Here is a 22,626-nt window from a genome sequence, read left to right on the forward strand (position 1 = left end):
CTGCGGCGACGGCTTTCCTGCCGTCCGGGTCAGCGTCTGCTGGCTATTTCCTGCCATTTTTCTCCGGGATACAGGTTTACGCAGATGAGCAAGACTTCTCTCGATAAGAGCAAGATCAAGTTCCTTCTTCTCGAAGGCGTCCACCAATCGGCTGTCGACGTCCTCAAGTCGGCGGGCTACACCAGCATCGAGTACCTCACCGGTTCTCTGCCGGAAGCCCAGCTGAAGGAAAAGATCGCTGATGCTCACTTCATCGGCATTCGCTCGCGCACTCAACTGACCGAAGAGATCTTCGATCACGCGAAGAAGCTGGTCGCGGTCGGCTGTTTCTGCATCGGCACCAACCAGGTTGACCTGAACGCTGCCCGCGAACGCGGCATCGCAGTGTTCAACGCGCCGTACTCCAACACTCGCTCCGTTGCCGAGCTGGTGCTGGCCGAAGCGATCCTGTTGCTGCGCGGCATCCCTGAGAAGAACGCTTCCTGCCACCGTGGCGGCTGGATCAAGAGCGCGGCCAACTCCTTCGAAATCCGTGGCAAGAAGCTGGGCATCGTCGGTTACGGCTCGATCGGTACGCAACTGTCGGTCCTGGCTGAAGGCCTGGGCATGCAGGTGTACTTCTACGACACCGTGACCAAGCTGCCACTGGGCAACGCAACCCAGGTCGGCAATCTGCACGAGCTGCTGGGCATGTCCGACATCGTCACCCTGCACGTTCCGGAAACCGCTGCCACCCAGTGGATGATCGGCGAGAAGGAAATCCGCGCCATCAAGAAGGGCGGCATCCTGATCAACGCCGCGCGCGGCACCGTGGTCGAACTGCAAGCCCTGGCGGACGCGATCAAGGACAAGCACCTGATCGGCGCGGCCATCGACGTGTTCCCGGTGGAGCCACGCTCCAACGACGAAGAGTTCGAAAGCCCGCTGCGCGGCCTGGACAACGTGATCCTGACCCCGCACATCGGTGGCTCCACCGCCGAGGCGCAAGCCAACATCGGTCTGGAAGTAGCGGAAAAACTGGTCAAGTACAGCGACAACGGTACTTCGGTATCGTCCGTGAACTTCCCGGAAGTGGCCCTGCCGGCTCACCCTGGCAAGCACCGCCTGCTGCACATCCACGAGAACATTCCGGGCGTGATGAGCGAGATCAACAAGGTCTTCGCCGAAAACGGCATCAACATCTCCGGTCAGTTCCTCCAGACCAACGAGAAAGTCGGCTACGTGGTGATCGACGTCGACGCCGAGTACTCGGACCTTGCGCAAGAGAAGCTGCAGCACATCAACGGCACCATTCGTTGCCGCGTGTTGTTCTGATAGCGACTTGAGCAACAAAAAAGGAGACCTTCGGGTCTCCTTTTTCATGGACGCGACTAACGTTACTTAACATTGACAGTAATTTTTTTCGACACGATGGGTGGATCGAACGGCTTGTGACTGCTGTCACCCAGTTCGAGCTGCAAGGTGTGCTTGCCCGGTGCCAGTTTGATGGTGGCCTCGGTTTGCGCCTTGCCGAAGTGCATGTGGTTGGCATCCGCGGGAATCGGTTGCCCGGCAGAAGGAAGCTCTTTAACGTCAATCAGCAAGTGATGGTGGCCGGTGTTCTTGGTGACATCACCCGCCGGAGCCAACGAGATGTCCTTTACGCCGAACTTGACCTTGAACTCTTGTGGGACCGTGGCACCGTCTTCCGGGGAAACAATGAACGCTTCTGCACCTTTGGGAGCCGGCGTTGCCGCCGTCGCCAACATCGAAGCACTCAGCAACAGGCCCGCCAATGTTGCTCGTGACATAAACGTTTTCATTCTCTTCTCCAGTTTTTTCATAAAATCCGCATGGCCATGACAACTTCACGGCCATTCGTTGTCGAAGGCTCAAGACAACCATAGCAAAGCGAGCCTGAACCAGCGCATCGCGATAAATGTATTCAAAGGAGTGACCATGCGCTTTTTGCCTGGCCTGATTTGCCTGCTACCCCTTTTGAGCCCTATGGCTCATGCCGAATTGATTGACGATGTGAACGACCGTGGCGAATTGCGCATTGCCCTTGAGGCTAATACACCGCCCTTCAATTTCAAGGACGACGGCCAACTGCGTGGCTTCGAAGTCGAGTTGGGTCAGCTGCTGGCCAATGAACTGGATGTGCGGGCCGACTTTGTCGTCACCGATTCGAGCGATCTGTTGACCGGCGTCGAAAGCGGCAAGTACGACGTCGCCATCAACCACATAGCAGTGACCCCGGAACTCCAGGATCGTTTCGACTTCAGCGAACCTTACATTCACACCGATGCGCAATTGATCGCGCAGAAAGAAGAGCAGCCGCGTTCGATCCTGTTGATGCAGTCGCTGACGGAAGAAAAGCCGAAAGACGCCCCGGCTGTGAGCCTGGCGATTCCGTTTCAGAAGGGTAACCCGGCGTTCCACGCCAGCCTGGAAAACGCGTTGCAGCGGATCAAGGCGGATGGGCGGCTGGAAGCGCTGGAGCAGAAATGGTTCGGGGCGGATGCGAGCGAGGCGCCCAAACCCTGATTTCGGGTTGATGAATAACCCTGTGGGAGCGAGCTTGCTCGCGATGGGGCCATAGCAGGCAAAATCGATGTTGAATGTCAGTACGCCATCGCGAGCAAGCTCGCTCCCACAGTGGTTTTGGGTTGTTCGTTAGTCGAGTGTGGCCAGAGATTGCGCCGCTTCAGCCAATTCCAGTTCGCTGAAGACTTTCACACCATGGCGTTTGAGCAACGCGGCAGTGACGCCTTCGCCGCTGACTTTCACACCGCTGAACGTCCCGTCATAGGTCAGCAAATTCCCGCAAGAGGGGCTGTTGGCCTTGAGTACGGCAATGCGGATGTTGTGTTTGTGCACCAGCTCCAGCGCCTGCCAGGCGCCGCTCAGAAACTGCGCACTGACGTCCTCGCCTTCGCTGGTGATCACTGCCGCCCGGCCCACCAGCACGTCACCACCCTGCCCGCCCGGAATCTCCGCCGCCGCACGTGGCGTCGGCAACCCGCCGGCGACCTCCGGGCAGAGCGGCACCACCCGACCTTCATCGATCCACTGCTGAAGCTGATCGAACGGCCCACTGGCCCCGCCGTCGTAACGCACGCGATGGCCGAGCAGACAGCGACTTACCAGAATTTTCTGCATGATCAGAACGGCTCGCTGCCACGGCGCCGGAACCAGCCGGTCAATGACAGGCGATCGCGGGTCGCGGGCAGGACTTCGTGGGGCACCTCGCCCGACAGGAACACCACCAGGCATCCGCCGGTAGGCACCACGTCGTGCTCGACGCCGTTTTTCAGGTACATGCGCAACTGACCGCCGTGTTCGGGCAACCAGCCGTCGTTGAGATAGACCACCGCCGACACCATGCGCCGGTCGTCATCGCGAAAACGGTCGAGATGCTTGAGATAGAAAGCGCCGGGCGGGTACAGCGCGAAATGGCTTTCGAAATCTTCGAGGCCCAGATACAGCCCGCGATTCATGGCTTCGCGCAGGCAGTCCATCAATTGCAGATAGTTGTCGCAAGCCAACGCCTGGCCGGGCTCGATCCACTGGATGTGGTCGCCACGAATCCCCTCGCGAACCTCCGACGACGGCCCGCGGCCCACGGCGGCCGGGGCCAATTCGCCCTCGGTCGCACGTTTATGGCACTCAGCAGCCAGTTCTTGGGTCAGACCCAAAGGCAGGAAAATATTCTGCTGCGACCAGCCGTGTTCAGCCAGGTCGTCGACGATACGTAACAGCAGCGGGTGATCAGAGGATATCGGCATGGCGAGCATAGTATTCCTGTGCCTGAAAATCCGACAGAGCCGCGCAGCGGCTTGATACGAATTCTCGACAAGTCCGTATGCCGCACGGAGAATAGTCGCCTGCTGACAGGAGTCCCTATGCGTCGTTTGCTTTTCTCACTGCTGATGTTCTGCGTTTTGCCCGCTTGGGCAGACGGCCACGACCAGTTGTACAAGGTCGCCGGCTGGCCAGAACAACGCGCGCATTTCAGCGATGCTCTTTCAGCCGCGCAGCAGCGTTACCAGAACAGTCTGCCGCCCGCCGTATTCCAGGCGCTGGTGAACAACAGCAATCAGCGCTTCGCCCCGCAGGCCATGGACCAGCGCGCTGAAGCGCAATTGCGCAAAACCCTCGCTGATCCGAAACCTGCACTGGACTTCTTCCAGTCGCCGCTGGGCAAAAAGATCGTCGCCGCCGAGTTGCTGGCGACCCGCCGTGATCAGTTGGCGAAGAACGCCAAAGGCCTGCCGAAGATTCAGGCCAGCGATAGCCGCATGCTGATCATCGGTCACCTCGCCCAAGCCCTGCCCGCACGCGAAGCCGGCGCGGAAGTCAGCCTGGCGATTGCCGGCGTCGCGGCCGACAGCTTGAGTTCGATGATCCCCGGTCTGCTGGGTGGCGGTCAGCCGCAAGGTCTGTTGAACGGTCAGCGTCAGCGCTTGATGGACCAGATTGGCAGCGACCTGAACAACACGCTGTTGTATGTCTATCGCGACCTGACAGATAACGAGCTTGAGGAGTTTGCTACGTTTGCCGAGTCGGCCGAAGGCAAGGCTTACTACCAGGCGGCGTTGGCGGCGATTCGGGCGGGGTTGGCGGTGGGGCAGAATCCTTCGAACCTGAACCAATAATTCTGGTGCCTGAAAGGGCCCCCTCGCGAGCAAGCCCGCTCCCACATGGGACCGCGATGCATTGTGGGAGCGGGCTTGCTCGCGAAGAGGCCAGTAAGACCACTAAAGATTCCGTCCCTTGATCCGCTTCGTCAAAAACCCGAAATACTCCCCTCGCAACGCCTCTGTCTCATTCGCCAAATGATGCCGCGCCTGCGGCAACATCAACACCTGCGGCCGATCGAACTTGGCCTTCAACACCTCAAGGTTGTGCTGCCAATCTACCGTCATATCCGCCTGTCCCTGCACAATCAACGGCTGTCGTGTGCTGCTGGGAGCGGCTTCGACCCGCTTGATCCAGCGCGCCAGCGCACCGACCCAGGCTGTCGGCAAACGCAGCGGCTGCAACGGATCGGCTTGCAGGAACGGCAGGAAATCCGGGTCGTTGGAATTCTCACTGAAGCGCCGGGCAATACCTTTGACAAACGGCTTGAGCAGGTAATAACTGAGTTGCGACCAACCCCAGGCTCGCGGCCGCACCAGTGGCGACAGCAAAATCACCTGCCCCTGAGCCGGACTGTTCGCGCCGTGGTTGAGCACATGATCGATCACAATCGCGCCGCCCGTACTCTGCCCGCACAGGTGCCACGGCTGCGGCAGATCGAGTGATTGCGCCTCGGCGAACAGCCCTTGCAGCGTGTCCTGATACTCGGCGAAATCCTTGATGCTCGCCCGTTCGCCGCTGGACAGACCGTGCCCCGGCAAGTCGCACGCGATCACCGCAAAACCCTGATCCAGTGCCCACTCGATCACATGCCGATAGAGCCCGGTGTGATCGTAGAAACCGTGAAACACAAACAGCGTCGCCTTCGCCCGCTCCGGCCACCACACCTGACTGACCACGTCATAGGCACCCACCTCAAAACGCCCCAGGCCACTGCGCAATTGACGCACCGGAAAATCCAGTCCGTAGAACCGCTGATACGCCTGCGCCTCCACGGACAGCGGCTGCCACGCGGCCAAGGGCCTCAGGCCGGTACGCAAATGATCAGGGTCGAAAGTGGCGGACATGGGCGATTCCAGAGCATGCAGCGGACTTTATGAGCTTGCGATATTCATCTGTCGCGGCAAGCATGGCAAGCTGGGCGACCTTCGAGGATCGACCCCCATGCGTTCGCCTTACCGCACACCACTGCTTGCCAGCCTGCTCGCCCTCGTGTGCGCCGGTGTTTTGTGGGCGGCTTACGACTGGTTTCAGGGACGCTATCTGCGCGCGTTCAGCGAGCACACCGCGGTATTTTCCGGCGATCCGTTGCGCCTCCCCGACAATCTCGCCGGCCCCGGCGCCATCCGTCTCGTGCACTTCTGGGACCCGGCCTGCCCGTGCAACGTTGGCAATCAGCAACACCTGAGCGAACTGGTCGAGCACTACGTACCGCAAGGCGTCGAGTTTTACGCAGTACAAAAACCCGGCAGCCACGGCCAGTTGCCGAGCACGCTGAGCAGCCTGAAAACCATCACGGTCCTCCCAGGTTCCGAACAGATCCCGGCCAGCCCGGCAGTGGCGATCTGGGACCGCAGCGGCAAACTGGCGTACTTCGGCCCGTACAGCGAGGGCCTGACCTGCAACTCAAGCAACAGCTTTATCGAGCCGATCCTGCAAGCGTTAAACGCGGGTCGCACAGTGAATGCCACGCACACACTGGCGGTCGGGTGTTACTGCCCGTGGCCGGTCGATACAACGAAGTAGGGACAAACAAGGCAACAAGAATCCCTCCTACGGGTGATGGGTCAATTCGGCACGGCATGTTAAACAGTGGCGCCAGGGAACTGCTGCCACTCATAACAAGAATAAGGAATCACCATGAAACGTCTCCTGACTGCGCTCGTCCTGCTGATTGTCGTGCTCGCCGCAGGCGCCGGCTGGTACGTCTACAGCAAGCTGCCGACACGCCAGGGCATGGTTGAGCTGCAACACCTGCAAGGCTCCGTCACCGTCCGTTACGACGAGCGTGGCATCCCGCACATCCGCGCCGAAAACGAAACCGACCTGTATCGCGCGCTCGGCTATGTGCACGCCCAGGATCGGCTGTTTCAGATGGAAGTCCTGCGCCGCCTCGCCCGCGGTGAACTGGCCGAAGTGCTGGGCCCCAAACTGCTCGATACCGACAAACTGATGCGCAGCCTGCGCATTCGCGAACGCGCCGAAACCTACTTGTCGAACATGGACCAGCAGTCGCCAGCGTTCATCGCCATGCAGGCCTATCTTGACGGCATCAACCAGTATCAGGACAGCCACCCCAAACCTGTGGAATTCGATGCTCTGGGTATTTCGAAACGCCCGTTCACCGCGCAGGACACCATCAGCATCGCCGGTTACATGGCTTACAGTTTTGCCGCGGCGTTTCGCACCGAACCGTTGCTGACCTACGTGCGCGATCAGTTGGGCGCCGACTACCTGAACGTCTTTGATCTCGACTGGCAGTCCAAGGGCGTTCTGGCGAAAAACCGCAGCGGCGCCGTGCCGCCCCTCGCCAGCGCCGACTGGAAAGACCTCAATGCCCTCGCTCGCCTGAGCGAGCAGGCGCTGGCCGACAACGGCTTGCCCCAGTTCGAGGGCAGCAACGCCTGGGTGGTCTCCGGCAACCGCACCAAAAGCGGCAAGCCGCTGCTGGCGGGTGACCCGCATATCCGCTTCTCCGCGCCGTCGGTGTGGTACGAAGCGCAGCTCTCGGCGCCGGGCTTCGAGCTGTATGGGCACTATCAGGCGTTGATGCCATTCGCCTCGCTCGGGATGAACCGCGACTTCGGCTGGAGCATCACCATGTTCCAGAACGACGACCTCGATCTGATCGCCGAGAAGGTCAACCCGGACAACCCCAATCAGGTCTGGTATCGCGGCCAGTGGGTGGACATGGTCACCAACGAACAGCAGATCGCGGTCAAGGGCCAGGCGCCAGTGACATTGGTACTGCGCCAGTCACCGCACGGGCCGATCGTCAACGATGCGCTGGGCACCAGCGCCGGCAAAACGCCGATCGCCATGTGGTGGGGTTTTCTCGAAAGCCAGAACCCGATCCTCGATGGCTTCTACCAGCTCAACCGCGCCGACACCCTGGCCAAGGCGCGCAGTGCCGCCGCCAAGGTCCAGGCCCCGGGCCTGAACATCGTCTGGGCCAATGCCAAGGGCGACATCGGCTGGTGGGCGGCGGCGCAATTGCCGAAACGTCCGGCGGGTGTGCGGCCGTGGTTCATTCTCGACGGCGGCAGCGCCGAAGCGGACAAGGACGGTTTCTACCCGTTCAGCGCCAACCCGCAGGAAGAAAACCCGGCGCGAGGCTATATCGTCTCGGCCAACTTCCAGCCCGTTTCGCCGACCGGCATGGAAATTCCCGGTTACTACAACCTCGCTGATCGGGGCCAGCAGCTCGATCGCCAGCTCGGCGACAAAACCGTCAAGTGGGATCTGGAGGCCAGTCAGCAGTTGCAACTGGGCACCACCACCGCCTACGGCCCACGTTTGCTGGCGCCATTACTGCCGGTGCTGCGTGAAGGGGTAAGCGATCCCGCCGAACTCAGACTGGTGGAGCAACTGGCCCGGTGGGCAGGCGACTACCCGCTGGAATCCACCAGCGCCACGTTGTTCAACCAGTTCCTGTTCAACCTGGCTGACGCGACGATGCGCGATGAGCTGGGCAATGACTTCTTCGAAACGCTACTCTCGACCCGGGTGATCGACGCCGCGCTGCCGCGCCTGGCTGCGAACGCTGATTCGCCGTGGTGGGACAACCGCAACACCCCCGGCAAGGAAACCCGCACCGACACGGTCAAGGTGGCGTGGCAAGCGAGCCTCGCTCACCTCAAGAGCACGCTGGGTGCGGAGGTCGCGCAATGGCAGTGGGGCAAGGCGCACACGCTGACCCATGGTCATCCGCTGGGGCAGCAAAAGCCGCTGGACCGGATCTTCAATGTCGGGCCGTTCGCGGCGCCTGGCACGCACGAGGTGCCGAACAACCTCTCGGCCAAAATCGGCCCGGCGCCGTGGCCGGTGACTTACGGCCCGTCGACCCGGCGCCTGATTGATTTCGCCGACCCGACGCACAGCCTGACCGTCAACCCGGTGGGCCAGAGTGGTGTGCCGTTTGACCGTCATTTTGAGGATCAGGCTGAGGCGTTTGTCGAAGGGGTGTACTTCCAGGCGTACTTCAATGATGAGGAAGTGGCGGCCAATACGCGGAGTACGTTGAAGCTGTTGCCAGCGCGGGCTGCGCCATAGGTTTGTATTGGCTGGGCTGCCCTCTTGGCGCCCTGAGCCTTTCCGTCAACACGGTTTTGCTGTGTCCGGCTCGCCGGTCAAAGGCGAGCCGTGCCGGAGCAAGGCCTGTAAATAAACCTTTTCGTCGTACACGGTGCTGCTCTTCCAGCGCCGATGAACTTCGTCGAGGTCATCCGCAAGTCGCCTTGGGTGGCATGAACCAATGTGGGAGCGAGCTTGCTCGCGATGAGGCCATCACAGTCAACATCAATGTTGAATGTCGGTCCGCTATCGCGAGCAAGCTCGCTCCCACAGGGATTTGGGTTGGCCACTGATAGGTGGCCACCCCCCTGCCTTAGCTCAAGCCGCTTCCGGTGCCTGCTGTGCGCGACGCACGTCCGGTTGTTTCCAGGAGTCGGCTGCGCTTTCTTCGATGGCCTGCTGGATCGCTTTTTTGCGCGCTTCTTCGGCACGGCGGCTGAAGAACCAGACCAGGAACGTCATCAGTGATACCGCCAGCAGAATCAGACTGGCCACGGCGTTGATCTCGGGTTTGACCCCCAGACGCACCGCCGAGAACACCTCCATCGGCAAGGTCGTCGACCCCGGCCCCGACACGAAGCTCGCCAGCACCAGGTCATCCAGCGACAGGGCGAAGGACATCATGCCGCCCGCGCCGAGCGATGGCGCGATCATCGGGATGGTGATCAGGAAAAACACCTTCCACGGCCGCGCGCCCAGGTCCATGGCCGCCTCTTCGATGGACAGGTCCAGCTCACGCAAGCGCGCCGACACCACCACCGCCACATACGCCGCACAGAACGTCGTGTGGGCGATCCAGATGGTGACGATGCCGCGTTCCTGCGGCCAACCGATCATCTGCGCCATCGCCACGAACAGCAGCAACAGCGACAGACCGGTGATCACTTCCGGCATCACCAGCGGCGCGGTGACCAGGCCACCGAACAGCGTGCGACCCTTGAAGTGGGTGATGCGGGTCAGGACGAACGCGGCCAACGTACCCAGCGCCACCGCCGCCACCGCCGTGTAGCAGGCGATTTCCAGCGAGCGCACCACCGAGCCCATCAGTTGGGTGTTGTCCATCAACCCGACATACCACTTGATCGACCAGCCGCCCCACACCGTTACCAGTTTCGAGGCGTTGAACGAGTAGATCACCAGAATCAGCATCGGCGCGTAGATGAACAGCAAACCGGCTACCAGCATGAAACTCGAGAAACGGAAGCGCTTCATTCCTTGCCCTCCATTTCTTTGGCCTGACTACGGTTGAACAGAATGATTGGGACAATCAAGATCAGCAACATCACCACTGCCAGAGCAGACGCCACCGGCCAGTCACGGTTGTTGAAGAACTCTTGCCAGAGCACTTTACCGATCATCAGAGTTTCCGGACCGCCGAGCAGTTCCGGAATCACGAACTCACCCACCACCGGGATGAACACCAGCATGCAGCCCGCGACGATGCCGTTCTTGGACAGCGGAATGGTGATTTTCCAGAAGCTGTTGAAGGTGCTCGAACCGAGGTCGGACGCGGCTTCCAGCAAACTGTTGTCGTGCTTCACCAGGTTGGCGTAGAGCGGCAGGATCATGAACGGCAGGTACGAATAAACCACGCCGATATAAACCGCCAGGTTGGTGTTGAGGATCTGCAGCGGTTCGTCGATCCAGCCCATGGTCATCAGGAAACCGTTGAGCAGACCGTTGTTGCTGAGAATGCCCATCCACGCGTAAACGCGGATCAGGATCGCGGTCCAGGTCGGCATCATGATCAGCAGCACCAGCACCGTTTGCATCTCTTTACGGGCACTGGCGATGGCGTAGGCCATCGGGTAACCGATCAACAAGCAAAGGACGGTGCTGATCAGCGCCATCTTCAACGAGCCGAGGTAAGCGGCGATGTACAGTTCGTCACCGGCCAGCATCGCGTAGTTGCCGAGGTTAAGCAGCAACTGCAATTTCTGTTCGGCGAAGGTATAGATCTCGGTGTACGGCGGAATGGCCACGTCGGCTTCGGCGAAGCTGATCTTCAGGACGATGAAGAACGGCAACATGAAGAACAGGAACAGCCAGATGAACGGAACCCCGATGACCAGCTGGCGGCCACCGGGAATTATTCGATTGAGGCGGCGTTTGAATTTGCGCATGTTCATGAACGAAGTACCACGCCGCTGTCGTCTTCCCACCACACGTAAACCTGGTCACCCCAGGTCGGGCGCTGGCCACGGCGCTCGGCGTTGGCGACGAACGACTGGACGATCTTGCCGCTCGGCAATTCGACGTAGAACACCGAGTGACCGCCGAGGTAGGCGATGTCGTGCACCTTGCCGCTGGACCAGTTGTATTCACAGGTCGGCATGGTCGGCGTCACCAACAGTTTTTCCGGACGAATCGCGTAAGTCACGGACTTGTCCTGCACCGAGGTGCTAATGCCGTGGCCCACATAGATCTGCCGGTCCAGGTCCTTGCAGGTGATCGTTGCGTGGCCTTCGGCGTCGTCGATGACTTCGCCGTCGAAGATGTTGACGTTGCCGATGAACTCGCAGACCAGACGGCTGGTCGGGGTTTCGTAGATGTCGATCGGGCTGCCGATCTGGGCGATCCAGCCCAGGTGCATGATCGCGATGCGCTCGGCCATGGTCATGGCTTCTTCCTGATCGTGGGTCACCATGACGCAGGTCACGCCGACGCGCTCGATGATCTCGACCAGCTCCAGTTGCATTTGCGAGCGCAGCTTCTTGTCCAAAGCTCCCATTGGTTCGTCGAGCAGCAGCAACTTCGGTCGCTTGGCCAGCGAACGCGCAAGGGCTACACGCTGACGCTGACCACCGGACAACTGATGCGGCTTGCGCTTGGCGTACTGGGTCATCTGCACCAGTTTGAGCATGTCGGCCACGCGCGCATCGACTTCCGCCGCCGGCAGCTTGTCCTGCTTGAGGCCGAAGGCAATGTTCTGCGCCACGGTCATGTGCGGGAACAAGGCGTAGGACTGGAACATCATGTTGATCGGCCGCTCGTACGGCGGCATGTCGGTGATGTCTACGCCGTCGAGGAAAATGCGCCCCTCCGTGGGCCGTTCGAAGCCGGCAAGCATGCGCAGCAACGTAGATTTGCCCGATCCCGAACCGCCGAGCAGGGCGAAGATCTCGCCTTTCTTGATCTCCAGGGACACATCGTCCACGGCAATCGTCTCGTCGAACTTCTTCGTGACCCGGTCGATTTTGACCAGCACCTGTTTCGGTGATTGGTCGCCCTCGAGGGCTTTCTTATAGGCGCCGGAGGCAACTGCCATTTACGAAACTCCCAACAAAAAAGAGTGCAGTTCGCTCAAGGTGAGCCAACCTTGGATAGTTTGAGCCTTGAATCTATTTGCCCGACTTGACCTTGGTCCAGCTGCGGGTCATCAAACGTTGAATGTTTGGTGGTAACTCGATCGACACGTAGGTCTTGTCGAGGACTGCTTGCGGTGGATAAACAGATTCATCGGTGCGAATGGACTGTTCCATCAATTTGTCCGAACCAGGGTTGGGGTTCGCATAGCCCACCGAATCACTGACCTGGGCGATCACCTCGGGTTTCAACAGATAGTTGATGAACGCGTGGGCCTCTTTGACGTTGGCCGAATCCTTCGGAATCGCCAGCATGTCGAACCACAGCGCACCACCTTCCTTGGGAATCGAGTAGGCAATGTTCACGCCTTTTTTCGCTTCATCCGCGCGGTTTTTGGCCTGGAACATGTCGCCGGAGAAACCGATCGCGATGCAGATGTCGCCGTTGGCCAGATCCGCGATGTATTTCGAGGAGTGGAAGTAGGTCACGTAAGGCCGCACCGCCAGCAACTTGGCTTCGGCCTTTTTGTAATCTTCGGGGTTGGTGCTGTTGGCGTTCAGGCCCATGTAGTTAAGAACGGTGGGCATCATTTCATCGGCGGAATCGAGGAACGCCACGCCGCAGCTGTGCAGTTTCTTGATGTTCTCCGGTTCGAACACCATAGCCCATGAGTCGATCTTGTCGACGCCGAGTACAGCCTTGATCTTGTCGACGTTGTAACCGATGCCGTTAGTACCCCACAGGTACGGCACGGCGTACAGGTTACCCGGATCGTTTTGCTCCAGACGCTTGAGCAATACGGGGTCGAGGTTCGAGTAGTTCGGCAACTTCGACTTGTCGAGTTTCTGGAAAGCACCGGCCTTGATCTGCTTGCCGAGGAAGTGGTTGGACGGCACGACCACGTCGTAACCGGTCCGTCCGGCGAGCAACTTGCCTTCCAGGGTTTCGTTGGAGTCGAACACGTCATAGACCGGCTTGATACCGGTCTCTTTCTGGAAGTCCGCCAGGGTGGTCTCGCCGATATAGTCCGACCAGTTATAAATATGCACAGTGCCGGCGGCCTGAGCACTGACAGCAAATGTCAGCCCGGCGCCGACCAACAGGGCATTGCGCAGCAAAGAAGAAATAGGCAAGTGGAGGTCCTCTAAAATTAGTTGGGCCCAAGTTGCCCCGCGTTACATGACAGTCGTAGCTGCCCAGCAACCAAACCGGCGCGCAACTTACCCTCGAAAAACCGTTCCAGCAAAACTTTATGAAAATCCTTGTAGGAGCGAGCTTGCTCGCGATGATCGTCAACGATAACGCGTTGTGCCTGACACCCCGCGGCGCTCCGTTGTTTTTCGCGAGCGAGCTCGCTCCTACAGGGGTTATTTACCCGATTTGATCTTGGTCCAGCTGCGCGTCAGGATCCGCTGGGTCGCGGCCGGCAAGTCGGCGATCGCGTACAGCTTGGCCAGCACGTCCGCTGGCGGGTAGATGCCTGGATCGTCGGTGATTTCTTTTTCGACCAATGCGGTGGCGGCCGCGTTACCGTTCGGGAAACGAACGGCGTTGGTGATTTCAGCCATGATTTCCGGCTTCTGCAGGAACGTCATGAACTTGTAGGCGCCTTCGACGTTTTCGGCATCTTTAGGGATGGCGACCATGTCGTAGAAGGTGCCGGCACCTTCTTTCGGAATGTTGTAGCTGACTTTCACCTTGTCACCGGCTTCAGCCGCGCGGGACTTGGCCTGGTAGATGTCGCCGGAGTAACCGACGGCTACGCAGATGTTGCCGTTGGCCAGGTCGGAGATGTACTTGGACGAGTGGAAGTAGCCCACCGAAGGACGAATCTTCAGGAACAGCGCTTCGGCTTCGGCCAGTTGTTTCTTGTCTTGGCTGTCGGTTGGATAGCCCAGGTAGTGCAACGCCACCGGAATCATCTCGGTTGGCGAATCGAGGAAACTGATACCGCACGATTTCAACTTCGCGGCGTTCTCGGGTTTGAACAACAGGTCCCAGGAATTGGTTGGTGCATCGGCACCCAGTGCAGCCTTGACCTTTTCGGCGTTGAAGCCGATACCGATCGAGCCCCACATGTAGGGGAAGGCATGTTCGTTACCCGGGTCGCTCACCGATACCGCTTTGAGCAGGTCAGTGTTCAGGTTCTTCCAGTTTGGCAGCTTGGACTTGTCCAGCTTCTGGTAAACGCCGGCCTTGATCTGCTTGGCCAGGAAGTTGTTCGACGGCACGACGATGTCGTAGCCGGACTTGCCTGCCAGCAACTTGGCTTCCAGGGTTTCGTTACTGTCGAAAACGTCGTAGACGACTTTGATGCCGGACTCGGTTTCGAACTTCTTGATGGTGTCCGCAGCGATGTAATCGGACCAGTTATAGACGTGCAACACCTTGTCGTCCGCCTGAACCGCACTCGCCATTATGCCCATCAGGGACATGGCGAGGAGTGTCTTGCCAGCAAGCTTTTTTCCTAATGCCTTCATGCGTAATGCTCCAAATTTTTCTTTTTTGAACCACTTTGTTCAGCGGCCGAACCCGGACAACTGGAACCGCGGCTAGTCTGGCAAGATCCAAGGCGGTCTTTCAAGAAAAGACCAACCTTTATGACTGCTCCGAGCGAAAGTTTCATGACTCCCGCTCAGAGCCTAGCACTTAGCCCTGCAACGCACTCAGGGTCAGGTCCAGACACTTGCGTGCCTTGGTCACCAGCTCATCGATTTCAGCCTTGGTAATCACCAGCGGCGGAGCAATGATCATGGTGTCGCCGACGGCGCGCATGATCAGGCCGTTGTCGAAGCAGAACGTGCGGCAGATCATGCCGACGCCTTTGCCTTCGTAACGCTTGCGCGTGGCCTTGTCCTGAACCAGTTCGATGGCCCCCAACAGACCAACGCCGCGCACTTCCCCCACCAATGGGTGATCGTTCAGTTCCCGCAGACGCTTTTGCAAATAGGGTGCCGTTTCCGCATGCACGTGCTCGATAATTTTTTCTTCGCGCAGGATGCGGATGTTTTCCAGCGCCACCGCAGCCGCAACCGGGTGCCCGGAATAGGTGAAGCCGTGGTTGAAGTCGCCGCCTTCATTGAGCACCGCCACCACTTCATCGCGCACGATCAAGCCACCCATCGGGATGTAACCGGAGGTCAGGCCTTTGGCGATGGTCATCATGTCGGGTTTGAGGTCGTAGAAATCGGTACCGAACCACTCACCGGTGCGGCCGAACCCACAGATCACTTCGTCCGCCACGAACAGGATGTCGTACTTGGCGAGGATTTCCTTGATGCGCGGCCAGTAGGTCTCTGGCGGAATGATCACGCCGCCAGCGCCCTGGATCGGCTCGGCAATAAACGCACCGACGTTGTCCACGCCGATTTCCACGATCTTCTCTTCCAGCTGATTGGCCGCCCAGACACCGAACTCTTCCGGTGTCATGTCGCCGCCTTCGCTGAACCAATAAGGCTGGGCGATGTGCACGATGCCCGGGATCGGCAAGTCGCCTTGTTCGTGCATGTAGGTCATGCCACCCAGGCTCGCGCCGGCCACGGTGGACCCGTGATAACCGTTCTTGCGGCTGATGATGACTTTCTTGTTCGGCTGGCCCTTGATCGCCCAGTAGTGACGGACCATGCGCAGCATGGTGTCGTTGCCTTCCGAACCCGAACCGGTGAAGAACACGTGGTTCATGCCTTCTGGCGCGATGTCGGCAATGGCCTTGGCCAGTTCCAGCACCGGCGGGTGAGCGGTCTGGAAGAACAAGTTGTAGTAAGGCAGTTCGCGCATCTGTTTACTGGCGGCATCGGCCAGTTCATCGCGACCGTAGCCAATCGCTACGCACCAAAGGCCGGCCATGCCGTCGAGGATCTTGTTGCCTTCGCTGTCCCAAAGGTAAACGCCCTTGGCGTTGGTGATGATCCGCGGGCCCTTCTCTTTCAGCTGTTTGAAGTCGCTGAACGGGGCCAGGTGGTGATCGCTGCTCAGGGTTTGCCATTCACGGGTTTGCGGGTTGTTGCTGGTCATGCGAATTCTCCTTGGAAGGTTAAAGGCGCGGCCATTAGCAGCCGCGCCCGGCGCATCAGACGGCGAAGAGCAGGAATTCCCGCTCCCACGAACTGATCACGCGCTTGAAGTTTTCATGCTCGGCCCGCTTGACCGCGACGTAGCCAGTGATGAATTTCTTGCCCAGGTATTTCTCGACGGTCGCGCTGTTTTCCATCCGCTCCAGCGCGTCTTCGATGGTCAGTGGCAGGCGCAGGTTGCGGCGTTCATAGCCACGCCCTACCACCGGCGCACTCGGGTTCAGGCCTTCGACCATGCCGATGTAACCGCAGAGCAGGCTCGCGGCAATCGCCAGGTACGGGTTGGCGTCGGCGCCCGGCAGGCGGTTTTCCACCCGACGGTTTTGTGGTCCGGCGTCCGGAACCCGCAGGCCCACGGTGCGGTTCTCTTCGCCCCACTCCACGTTTACCGGCGCCGAGGTGTCCGGCAGGAAGCGGCGGAACGAGTTGACGTTGGGTGCGAACAGCGGCAGCAACTCGGGGATCAGTTTCTGCAAACCACCGATGTGGTTCAGGAACAACTGGCTCATGGTCCCGTCTTCATTGGAGAAGACGTTCTTGCCGGTTTCCATGCAGATGATGCTCTGGTGCAAGTGCATCGCGCTGCCGGGCTCACCGGTCATGGGCTTGGCCATGAAGGTCGCCGCCACGTTGTGCTTGAGCGCGGCTTCGCGCATGGTGCGCTTGAAGATCAGGATCTGGTCGGCCAGGGACAAGGCATCGCCGTGACGGAAGTTGATTTCCATCTGCGCCGTGCCGTCCTCGTGGATCAGCGTGTCGAGGTCCAGTTCCTGCAGTTCGCACCAGTCATAAACGTCTTCGAACAGCGGATCGAATTCGTTCGCCGCTTCAATCGAGAACGACTGACGACCGGTTTCCGGGCGACCGGAACGGCCTATCGGCGGTTGCAGCGGGTAATCCGGATCGTCGCTGCGCTTGGTCAGGTAGAACTCCATTTCTGGCGCCACGATCGGCTGCCAGCCCCTGTCGGCGTAGAGTTTCAGCACTTTCTTCAGCACGTTGCGCGGCGACAGCTCGATCGGGTTGCCTTGTTTGTCATAAGCGTCGTGGATCACCTGAGCGGTCGGCTCGATGGACCACGGCACCACATAAACCGCGTTCTGATCGGGGCGGCAGATCATGTCGATGTCCGCCGGGTCGAGCAGTTCGTAATAGATGTCGTCTTCGACATAGTCGCCGGTGACGGTCTGCAACAGAACGCTCTCGGGCAGGCGCATGCCTTTTTCCGCAATGAACTTGTTGGTCGGCGAAATCTTGCCCCGGGTGATCCCGGTCAAGTCGGCGATCATGCATTCGACTTCTGTGATCTTGTGGTCTTTCAACCAATCGGTGAGCTGGTCGAGGTTGTGACTCATAAATGCCTCTTAGGCTGAGTTTCCTGACTCTCGTAAGTCAGGCGTTGTTTGACGCATGGGCGTCGCTTGGTACAGATTGCCACTGCAATTGCCGGGCACAACAACGCCCGCCTTGACAGTGGCGCGAATCAACGGAAGAAGGGTGGCATCAGGTGCAGAATCATAAGCGGGGCCCGACGCATTGACCGGGCCGCCGAGGTAAAAGGGTTCTATATTGGTTGGAGGACCGGTAAACAGAATGTCGTCCGGACCGTCCAGAATATCGGACGGGGCCAGCCCATGAGCCGGGGAAGAAAGAGTCGGCGGCACACCTTTGGCAACCGGGACCATGGCGCGGACGTAATTGTCGCCACTGATGTGATAAGCATGCAGACCGATCTGCGCGGAGCAGACGGTGACGCCGATTAACGGCAGGCGAGACATGAAGCACCCCGGTATTATTGCTGTTATGGGTTTGAATCGGAGCTTAGCCTTGTTCATTTTTTTACACAACACCCCCGTAAAAAATACAACACGGCCCGCTCAAGCCTGCGGCGGGTAAAGCGCTGGAAGGCATAAAAACGCCCCAAAGTGCCTCAAAAAAGCCTCATGGGCGCTTTTTTAGGGCAAAAACGGCCTCGCTTGACTTCGGCATGCCGTTCGGGTTGACTGAAACCCGAAGAGATCAATGATTGATATTTTTAACAACAAAGGTGTTGCATCATGTCGGTACCCCCGCGTGCCGTTCAGCTTAACGAAGCGAACGCGTTCCTTAAGGAACATCCTGAGGTTCTGTACGTTGACCTTCTGATTGCGGATATGAATGGTGTGGTGCGCGGCAAGCGCATTGAACGCACCAGTCTCCACAAGGTTTACGAGAAAGGCATCAACCTGCCGGCCTCTCTATTTGCTCTGGATATCAATGGCTCGACGGTCGAAAGCACCGGCCTGGGCCTGGACATCGGCGATGCTGACCGAATCTGCTATCCAATCCCTGACACCCTGTGCAATGAGCCCTGGCAGAAGCGCCCTACCGCGCAACTGTTGATGACCATGCACGAACTCGAAGGCCAGCCGTTCTTTGCCGACCCGCGAGAAGTGCTGGCCAATGTGGTGCGCAAGTTCGACGACATGGGCCTGACCATCTGCGCCGCGTTCGAACTGGAGTTCTACCTGATCGACCAGGAGAACGTGAACGGCCGTCCGCAACCGCCTCGCTCGCCAGTGTCGGGCAAACGCCCGCATTCGACACAGGTCTACCTGATCGATGACCTCGACGAATACGTCGATTGCCTCCAGGACATTCTGGAAGGTGCGAAAGAGCAAGGCATCCCTGCCGACGCGATCGTCAAGGAAAGTGCCCCGGCGCAGTTCGAAGTGAACCTGCACCACGTGGCCGACCCGATCAAGGCGTGCGACTACGCAGTCCTGCTCAAGCGTCTGATCAAAAACATCGCCTACGACCATGAGATGGACACCACCTTCATGGCCAAGCCTTATCCAGGCCAGGCGGGTAACGGTCTGCACGTACACATTTCGATTCTTGATAAAGATGGCAAAAACATTTTTGCCAGCGAGGATCCCGAGCAGAACGCCGCGCTGCGTCACGCGATCGGCGGTGTGCTCGAGACCCTGCCGGCGCAGATGGCTTTCCTCTGCCCGAACGTCAACTCCTACCGTCGTTTCGGCGCACAGTTCTACGTGCCGAACTCGCCGTGCTGGGGCCTGGATAACCGTACCGTGGCGATCCGCGTACCGACCGGTTCCTCCGATGCCGTGCGCATCGAACACCGTGTGGCCGGCGCCGATGCCAACCCGTACCTGTTGATGGCTTCGGTTCTGGCGGGCGTGCACCACGGTCTGACCAACAAGATCGAGCCGGGCGCACCCGTGGAAGGCAACTCCTACGAGCAGAACGAACAAAGCCTGCCGAACAACCTGCGCGACGCCTTGCGCGAGCTGGACGACAGTGAAGTCATGGCCAAGTACATCGATCCGAAATACATCGATATCTTCGTGGCCTGCAAGGAAAGTGAGCTGGAGGAGTTTGAACACTCCATCTCCGACCTTGAGTACAACTGGTATCTGCATACCGTGTAAGTGGTTGCAGTAAAAAGAACGCCGCAGGCTGATAAGGCTTGCGGCGTTTTTTTATGGGTTTTATTCAGTTGAACCGAGGTGCCTGCTTCGCGAGCAAGCCCGCTCCCACACTAGACCGCGTTCGTCTGGACAACTCGGTCAAATGTGGGAGCGGGCTTGCCCGCGAAGGCGGCCGGGCAGACAACATGGATGCCTGCTCGTACAATGCCCCCTGCCCCGCAGGAGACCTCAATGACCCGACTCGCCACCCCACGCAAACCCCGCGCCCGCAGCCAGGCCCGGATCGATACGATACTCGATGCCGCTCGCACACTGCTGGCCGCCGAGGGCGTGGCCAGTCTGTCGATCTACAGCGTGGCCGAGCGCGCGGAGATTCCACCGTCCTCGGTCTACCATTTTTTCGCCAGCGTCCCGGCCCTGCTCGAAGCGCTGACCGCCGACGTCCATGCGGCCTTCCGCGCCTGCCTGCAAGCGCCCATCGACCACGGCGCCCTCAACGGCTGGCGTGACCTGTCGCGGCTGGTGGAACAACGCATGCTCGACATCTACGACGAAGACGCCGCCGCCCGCCAATTGATCCTCGCCCAGCACGGCCTGACCGAAGTCACCCAGGCCGACCGCCAGCACGACATCGAACTCGGCGACCTGATGCACAAGCTGTTTGATCGTCACTTCGAACTGCCGAAGCTGCCGAACGATGTCGATGTGTTTGCACTGGCCATGGAGCTGGGTGATCGTGTTTATGCACGCTCGGTGCAGCAACATGGGCAAATAACGCCGCGCATGGCGGAGGAAGGGATGCGGGTGTTTGATGCGTATCTGGGGCTTTATTTGCCGCCGTATCTGCCCAAGCGCGCCATACCAACCTGATTTTTTCATTGGCCTTACCGGCCTCATCGCGAGCAAGCTCGCTCCCACAGTTGACCGAGTTGTTCAGACTGACACGGTCTAATGTGGGAGCGAGCTTGCTCGCGATGGCTGCACCGCCGAGCTACTGACAAAAACACATAAAAACCCCGAAGGGCTCACACCCTTGGGGGTTGTCGTTTACGCACAGTCTTACAACTTGGCGATTGACACCTCGGTGGATTTCACAAATGCGATCACTTCACTGCCGACCACCAGTTCCAGCTCTTTCACCGAGCGGGTGGTGATCACCGACGTGACGATGCCGGATGCGGTTTGTACGTCGATTTCCGACAGCACGTCACCCAGTACGATTTCCTTGATCGAGCCTTTGAACTGGTTACGAACGTTGATGGCTTTGATAGTCATGATGTTGATTCCTGTCGTTGGATGAGGCTTGAGTTATTGAGCCCAACGCAGTTGCGTGGGCAAGGGTGAAACAGGTTCAGGTTCCGGTGGTTCGCCGGGCAGTGCGAGGACGCGATTGAGGACTTCGGTTTCCAGTGCAGCCAGCCGATGGGAGCCACGAACCCGAGGGCGCGGCAGCTCGACATGCAGGTCGAGCCCGACTTCGCCCTCTTCGATCAGGATTACCCGATCGGCAATCGCCACCGCCTCGCTGACGTCATGGGTCACCAGCAACACGGTGAAGCCGTGCTTTTGCCAGAGCCCTTCGATCAGTTGCTGCATTTCAATTCGGGTCAGGGCATCCAGTGCGCCCAGCGGCTCATCCAGCAACAGCAAGCGTGGTTGGTGGATCAGCGCGCGAGCCAGGGCCACACGTTGCTTCTGTCCACCGGACAGCGCCGCTGGCCATTCATTGGCGCGGTCCGCCAGGCCGACTGACTCCAATGCTTCCAATGCTTGCGCACGCCAGTTGCCCTTGAGCCCGAGACCAACGTTGTCGATCACCTTTTTCCACGGCAACAGACGTGCTTCCTGGAACATCAATCGAGTGTCTTCCCGCGCATCGCTCAGCGGCGCGGAACCTGCGAGCAATTCACCATCCGTGGGTTTATCGAGGCCGGCGAGCAACCGCAGCAAGGTACTTTTGCCGCAACCGCTACGTCCCACCACGGCGACGAACTGACCGGCCGGAATGTGCAGATCGATCTCACGCAGCACCTGCCGCGAACCGAAGGTTTTTTGAAGCTTGCGCACCACCAGCGGAATTCCGCGCAGCAGGCGTGGAGGTTGTTGAGCCGTCATGCGGCACCTCCTTTGGCGACCTGATAGGCCGGATGCCAGCGCAGCCACACTCGCTCAAGTCCACGGGCCGCGAGGTCGGCGAGTTTGCCGAGCACCGCGTACATCAGGATCGCCAGCACCACCACGTCGGTCTGCAAAAACTCCCGGGCATTCATTGCCAGATAGCCGATGCCGGAGCTCGCGGAAATGGTTTCAGCGACGATCAACGTCAGCCACATGAAGCCCAGTGCGAAGCGCACGCCGACCAGAATCGAAGGCAATGCACCCGGCAGGATCACCTGCCGGAACAGGCTGAAACCGGACAACCCGTAACTGCGCGCCATCTCCACCAGCGCCGGGTCGACGTTACGAATGCCGTGATAGGTGTTGAGGTAAATCGGGAACAATGTGCCCAGCGCCACCAGAAAAATCTTCGCCGACTCATCGATGCCGAACCACAGGATCACCAGCGGAATCAGTGCCAGGTGTGGCACGTTGCGGATCATTTGCACCGAACTGTCGAGCAGACGCTCGCCCCATTTCGACAGGCCGGTGATGAAACCCAGCGCCAGGCCTATACCGCCGCCAATGGTGAAGCCCAATGCCGCACGCCAGCCACTGATTGCCAGGTGCGTCCAGATTTCACCGCTGCGCACCAGGCTCACGCCGGCTTCGATCACCGCGATGGGCGCCGGCAGAATCCGTGTCGACAACCAGCCTGCCGATACCGACAACTGCCACACTGCCAGCAGCAAAACAGGCAACGCCCAAGGCGCCAGGTTGTGGATGATTTTCTTCATGGCGCC

General features: G+C 59.4%; 21 protein-coding genes and 1 pseudogene. 7 read left to right on the plus strand and 15 right to left on the minus strand.

Going from position 1 to position 22,626, the window contains the following annotated elements; translation table 11 throughout:
- The first annotated feature begins 84 nt into the window (after positions 1-84).
- A complete protein-coding gene (gene serA, locus ACYZT9_RS25405) occupies positions 85-1,314 on the plus strand; it encodes a phosphoglycerate dehydrogenase (protein ID WP_084320376.1) in 1,230 nt (409 codons plus the stop codon).
- Positions 1,315-1,376: 62 nt separating this feature from the next.
- Here the strand turns inward: serA and ACYZT9_RS25410 are convergent, their stop codons facing one another.
- The gene (locus ACYZT9_RS25410) at positions 1,377-1,802 is read right to left on the minus strand and encodes a DUF4399 domain-containing protein (protein ID WP_462007918.1); all 426 of its coding nucleotides are present in this window, start codon (positions 1,800-1,802) and stop codon (positions 1,377-1,379) included.
- Positions 1,803-1,938: 136 nt separating this feature from the next.
- Between ACYZT9_RS25410 and ACYZT9_RS25415 the strand changes: the two genes are divergently transcribed.
- Positions 1,939-2,526, plus strand: a complete 588-nt coding sequence (locus ACYZT9_RS25415) for a transporter substrate-binding domain-containing protein (protein WP_462007919.1) — start codon at positions 1,939-1,941, stop codon at positions 2,524-2,526.
- Between the two features lie 129 nt (positions 2,527-2,655).
- On the opposite strand, the gene ACYZT9_RS25420 is transcribed toward ACYZT9_RS25415, so the two are convergent.
- Entirely contained in the window at positions 2,656-3,141 is a 486-nt protein-coding gene (locus ACYZT9_RS25420) for a 2-thiouracil desulfurase family protein (protein ID WP_462007920.1), read from the minus strand.
- A gap of 2 nt (positions 3,142-3,143) precedes the next feature.
- Positions 3,144-3,776, minus strand: coding sequence for a 2OG-Fe(II) oxygenase (locus ACYZT9_RS25425; RefSeq protein WP_462007921.1), 633 nt, complete (start codon positions 3,774-3,776; stop codon positions 3,144-3,146).
- 108 nt (positions 3,777-3,884) lie between these two features.
- Here ACYZT9_RS25425 and ACYZT9_RS25430 point away from each other — a divergent pair, with 108 nt between their 5' ends.
- Positions 3,885-4,637, plus strand: coding sequence for a DUF2059 domain-containing protein (locus ACYZT9_RS25430; RefSeq protein ID WP_462007922.1), 753 nt, complete (start codon positions 3,885-3,887; stop codon positions 4,635-4,637).
- 102 nt (positions 4,638-4,739) lie between these two features.
- On the opposite strand, the gene bipL is transcribed toward ACYZT9_RS25430, so the two are convergent.
- The gene (gene bipL / locus ACYZT9_RS25435) at positions 4,740-5,687 is read right to left on the minus strand and encodes a phospholipase BipL (RefSeq protein ID WP_462007923.1); all 948 of its coding nucleotides are present in this window, start codon (positions 5,685-5,687) and stop codon (positions 4,740-4,742) included.
- 97 nt (positions 5,688-5,784) lie between these two features.
- Here bipL and ACYZT9_RS25440 point away from each other — a divergent pair, with 97 nt between their 5' ends.
- Both ACYZT9_RS25440 and ACYZT9_RS25445 read left to right on the plus strand, forming a co-directional pair.
- Entirely contained in the window at positions 5,785-6,366 is a 582-nt protein-coding gene (locus ACYZT9_RS25440) for a DUF6436 domain-containing protein (protein WP_462007924.1), read from the plus strand.
- 114 nt (positions 6,367-6,480) lie between these two features.
- The gene (locus tag ACYZT9_RS25445) at positions 6,481-8,892 is read left to right on the plus strand and encodes a penicillin acylase family protein (RefSeq protein ID WP_462007925.1); all 2,412 of its coding nucleotides are present in this window, start codon (positions 6,481-6,483) and stop codon (positions 8,890-8,892) included.
- Between the two features lie 339 nt (positions 8,893-9,231).
- Here the strand turns inward: ACYZT9_RS25445 and ACYZT9_RS25450 are convergent, their stop codons facing one another.
- The 8 genes and pseudogenes from ACYZT9_RS25450 to ACYZT9_RS25485 all read right to left on the minus strand — a co-directional run.
- Positions 9,232-10,125 carry an ABC transporter permease subunit gene (locus ACYZT9_RS25450; protein ID WP_462007926.1) on the minus strand — a complete coding sequence of 298 codons (894 nt, stop codon included), beginning with the start codon at positions 10,123-10,125 and terminating at the stop codon, positions 9,232-9,234.
- The gene (locus tag ACYZT9_RS25455) at positions 10,122-11,042 is read right to left on the minus strand and encodes an ABC transporter permease subunit (protein ID WP_131061051.1); all 921 of its coding nucleotides are present in this window, start codon (positions 11,040-11,042) and stop codon (positions 10,122-10,124) included. Before ACYZT9_RS25455 ends, ACYZT9_RS25450 begins: the two co-directional genes overlap by 4 nt.
- Entirely contained in the window at positions 11,039-12,181 is a 1,143-nt protein-coding gene (locus ACYZT9_RS25460) for an ABC transporter ATP-binding protein (protein ID WP_084320357.1), read from the minus strand. Before ACYZT9_RS25460 ends, ACYZT9_RS25455 begins: the two co-directional genes overlap by 4 nt.
- A gap of 73 nt (positions 12,182-12,254) precedes the next feature.
- Entirely contained in the window at positions 12,255-13,352 is a 1,098-nt protein-coding gene (locus ACYZT9_RS25465; protein ID WP_462007927.1) for a polyamine ABC transporter substrate-binding protein, read from the minus strand.
- A 234-nt stretch (positions 13,353-13,586) separates the two neighbouring features.
- Positions 13,587-14,699, minus strand: coding sequence for a polyamine ABC transporter substrate-binding protein (locus ACYZT9_RS25470; RefSeq protein ID WP_462007928.1), 1,113 nt, complete (start codon positions 14,697-14,699; stop codon positions 13,587-13,589).
- A 169-nt stretch (positions 14,700-14,868) separates the two neighbouring features.
- The gene (locus ACYZT9_RS25475; protein ID WP_462007929.1) at positions 14,869-16,233 is read right to left on the minus strand and encodes an aspartate aminotransferase family protein; all 1,365 of its coding nucleotides are present in this window, start codon (positions 16,231-16,233) and stop codon (positions 14,869-14,871) included.
- A 55-nt stretch (positions 16,234-16,288) separates the two neighbouring features.
- Positions 16,289-17,647 (minus strand): glutamine synthetase family protein, encoded by a 1,359-nt coding sequence (locus ACYZT9_RS25480; RefSeq protein ID WP_214379626.1) that lies wholly within the window; start codon positions 17,645-17,647, stop codon positions 16,289-16,291.
- A gap of 78 nt (positions 17,648-17,725) precedes the next feature.
- Positions 17,726-18,070: pseudogene (locus tag ACYZT9_RS25485) on the minus strand (gamma-glutamyl-gamma-aminobutyrate hydrolase family protein); the annotation flags it as partial.
- A gap of 279 nt (positions 18,071-18,349) precedes the next feature.
- Here ACYZT9_RS25485 and ACYZT9_RS25490 point away from each other — a divergent pair.
- Both ACYZT9_RS25490 and ACYZT9_RS25495 read left to right on the plus strand, forming a co-directional pair.
- On the plus strand, positions 18,350-19,726 hold the full coding sequence (locus ACYZT9_RS25490) for a glutamine synthetase family protein (protein ID WP_214379630.1): 1,377 nt from the start codon (positions 18,350-18,352) through the stop codon (positions 19,724-19,726).
- A 231-nt stretch (positions 19,727-19,957) separates the two neighbouring features.
- On the plus strand, positions 19,958-20,596 hold the full coding sequence (locus ACYZT9_RS25495) for a TetR/AcrR family transcriptional regulator (protein WP_462007930.1): 639 nt from the start codon (positions 19,958-19,960) through the stop codon (positions 20,594-20,596).
- 189 nt (positions 20,597-20,785) lie between these two features.
- Here the strand turns inward: ACYZT9_RS25495 and ACYZT9_RS25500 are convergent, their stop codons facing one another.
- Genes ACYZT9_RS25500 through ssuC form a run of 3 tightly spaced genes read right to left on the minus strand, consistent with a single transcriptional unit; the run spans position 20,786 to position 22,620 of the window.
- The gene (locus ACYZT9_RS25500) at positions 20,786-21,001 is read right to left on the minus strand and encodes a TOBE domain-containing protein (RefSeq protein WP_003229256.1); all 216 of its coding nucleotides are present in this window, start codon (positions 20,999-21,001) and stop codon (positions 20,786-20,788) included.
- Between the two features lie 33 nt (positions 21,002-21,034).
- Positions 21,035-21,841: an aliphatic sulfonates ABC transporter ATP-binding protein gene (gene ssuB, locus ACYZT9_RS25505; protein WP_462007931.1), complete on the minus strand. Its 807-nt coding sequence runs from the start codon at positions 21,839-21,841 to the stop codon at positions 21,035-21,037.
- Positions 21,838-22,620 carry an aliphatic sulfonate ABC transporter permease SsuC gene (ssuC, locus tag ACYZT9_RS25510; protein ID WP_462007932.1) on the minus strand — a complete coding sequence of 261 codons (783 nt, stop codon included), beginning with the start codon at positions 22,618-22,620 and terminating at the stop codon, positions 21,838-21,840. Before ssuC ends, ssuB begins: the two co-directional genes overlap by 4 nt.
- Between the last annotated feature and the right edge of the window lie 6 nt (positions 22,621-22,626).

The sequence above is a fragment of the Pseudomonas sp. ZT5P21 genome, assembly GCF_054897785.1.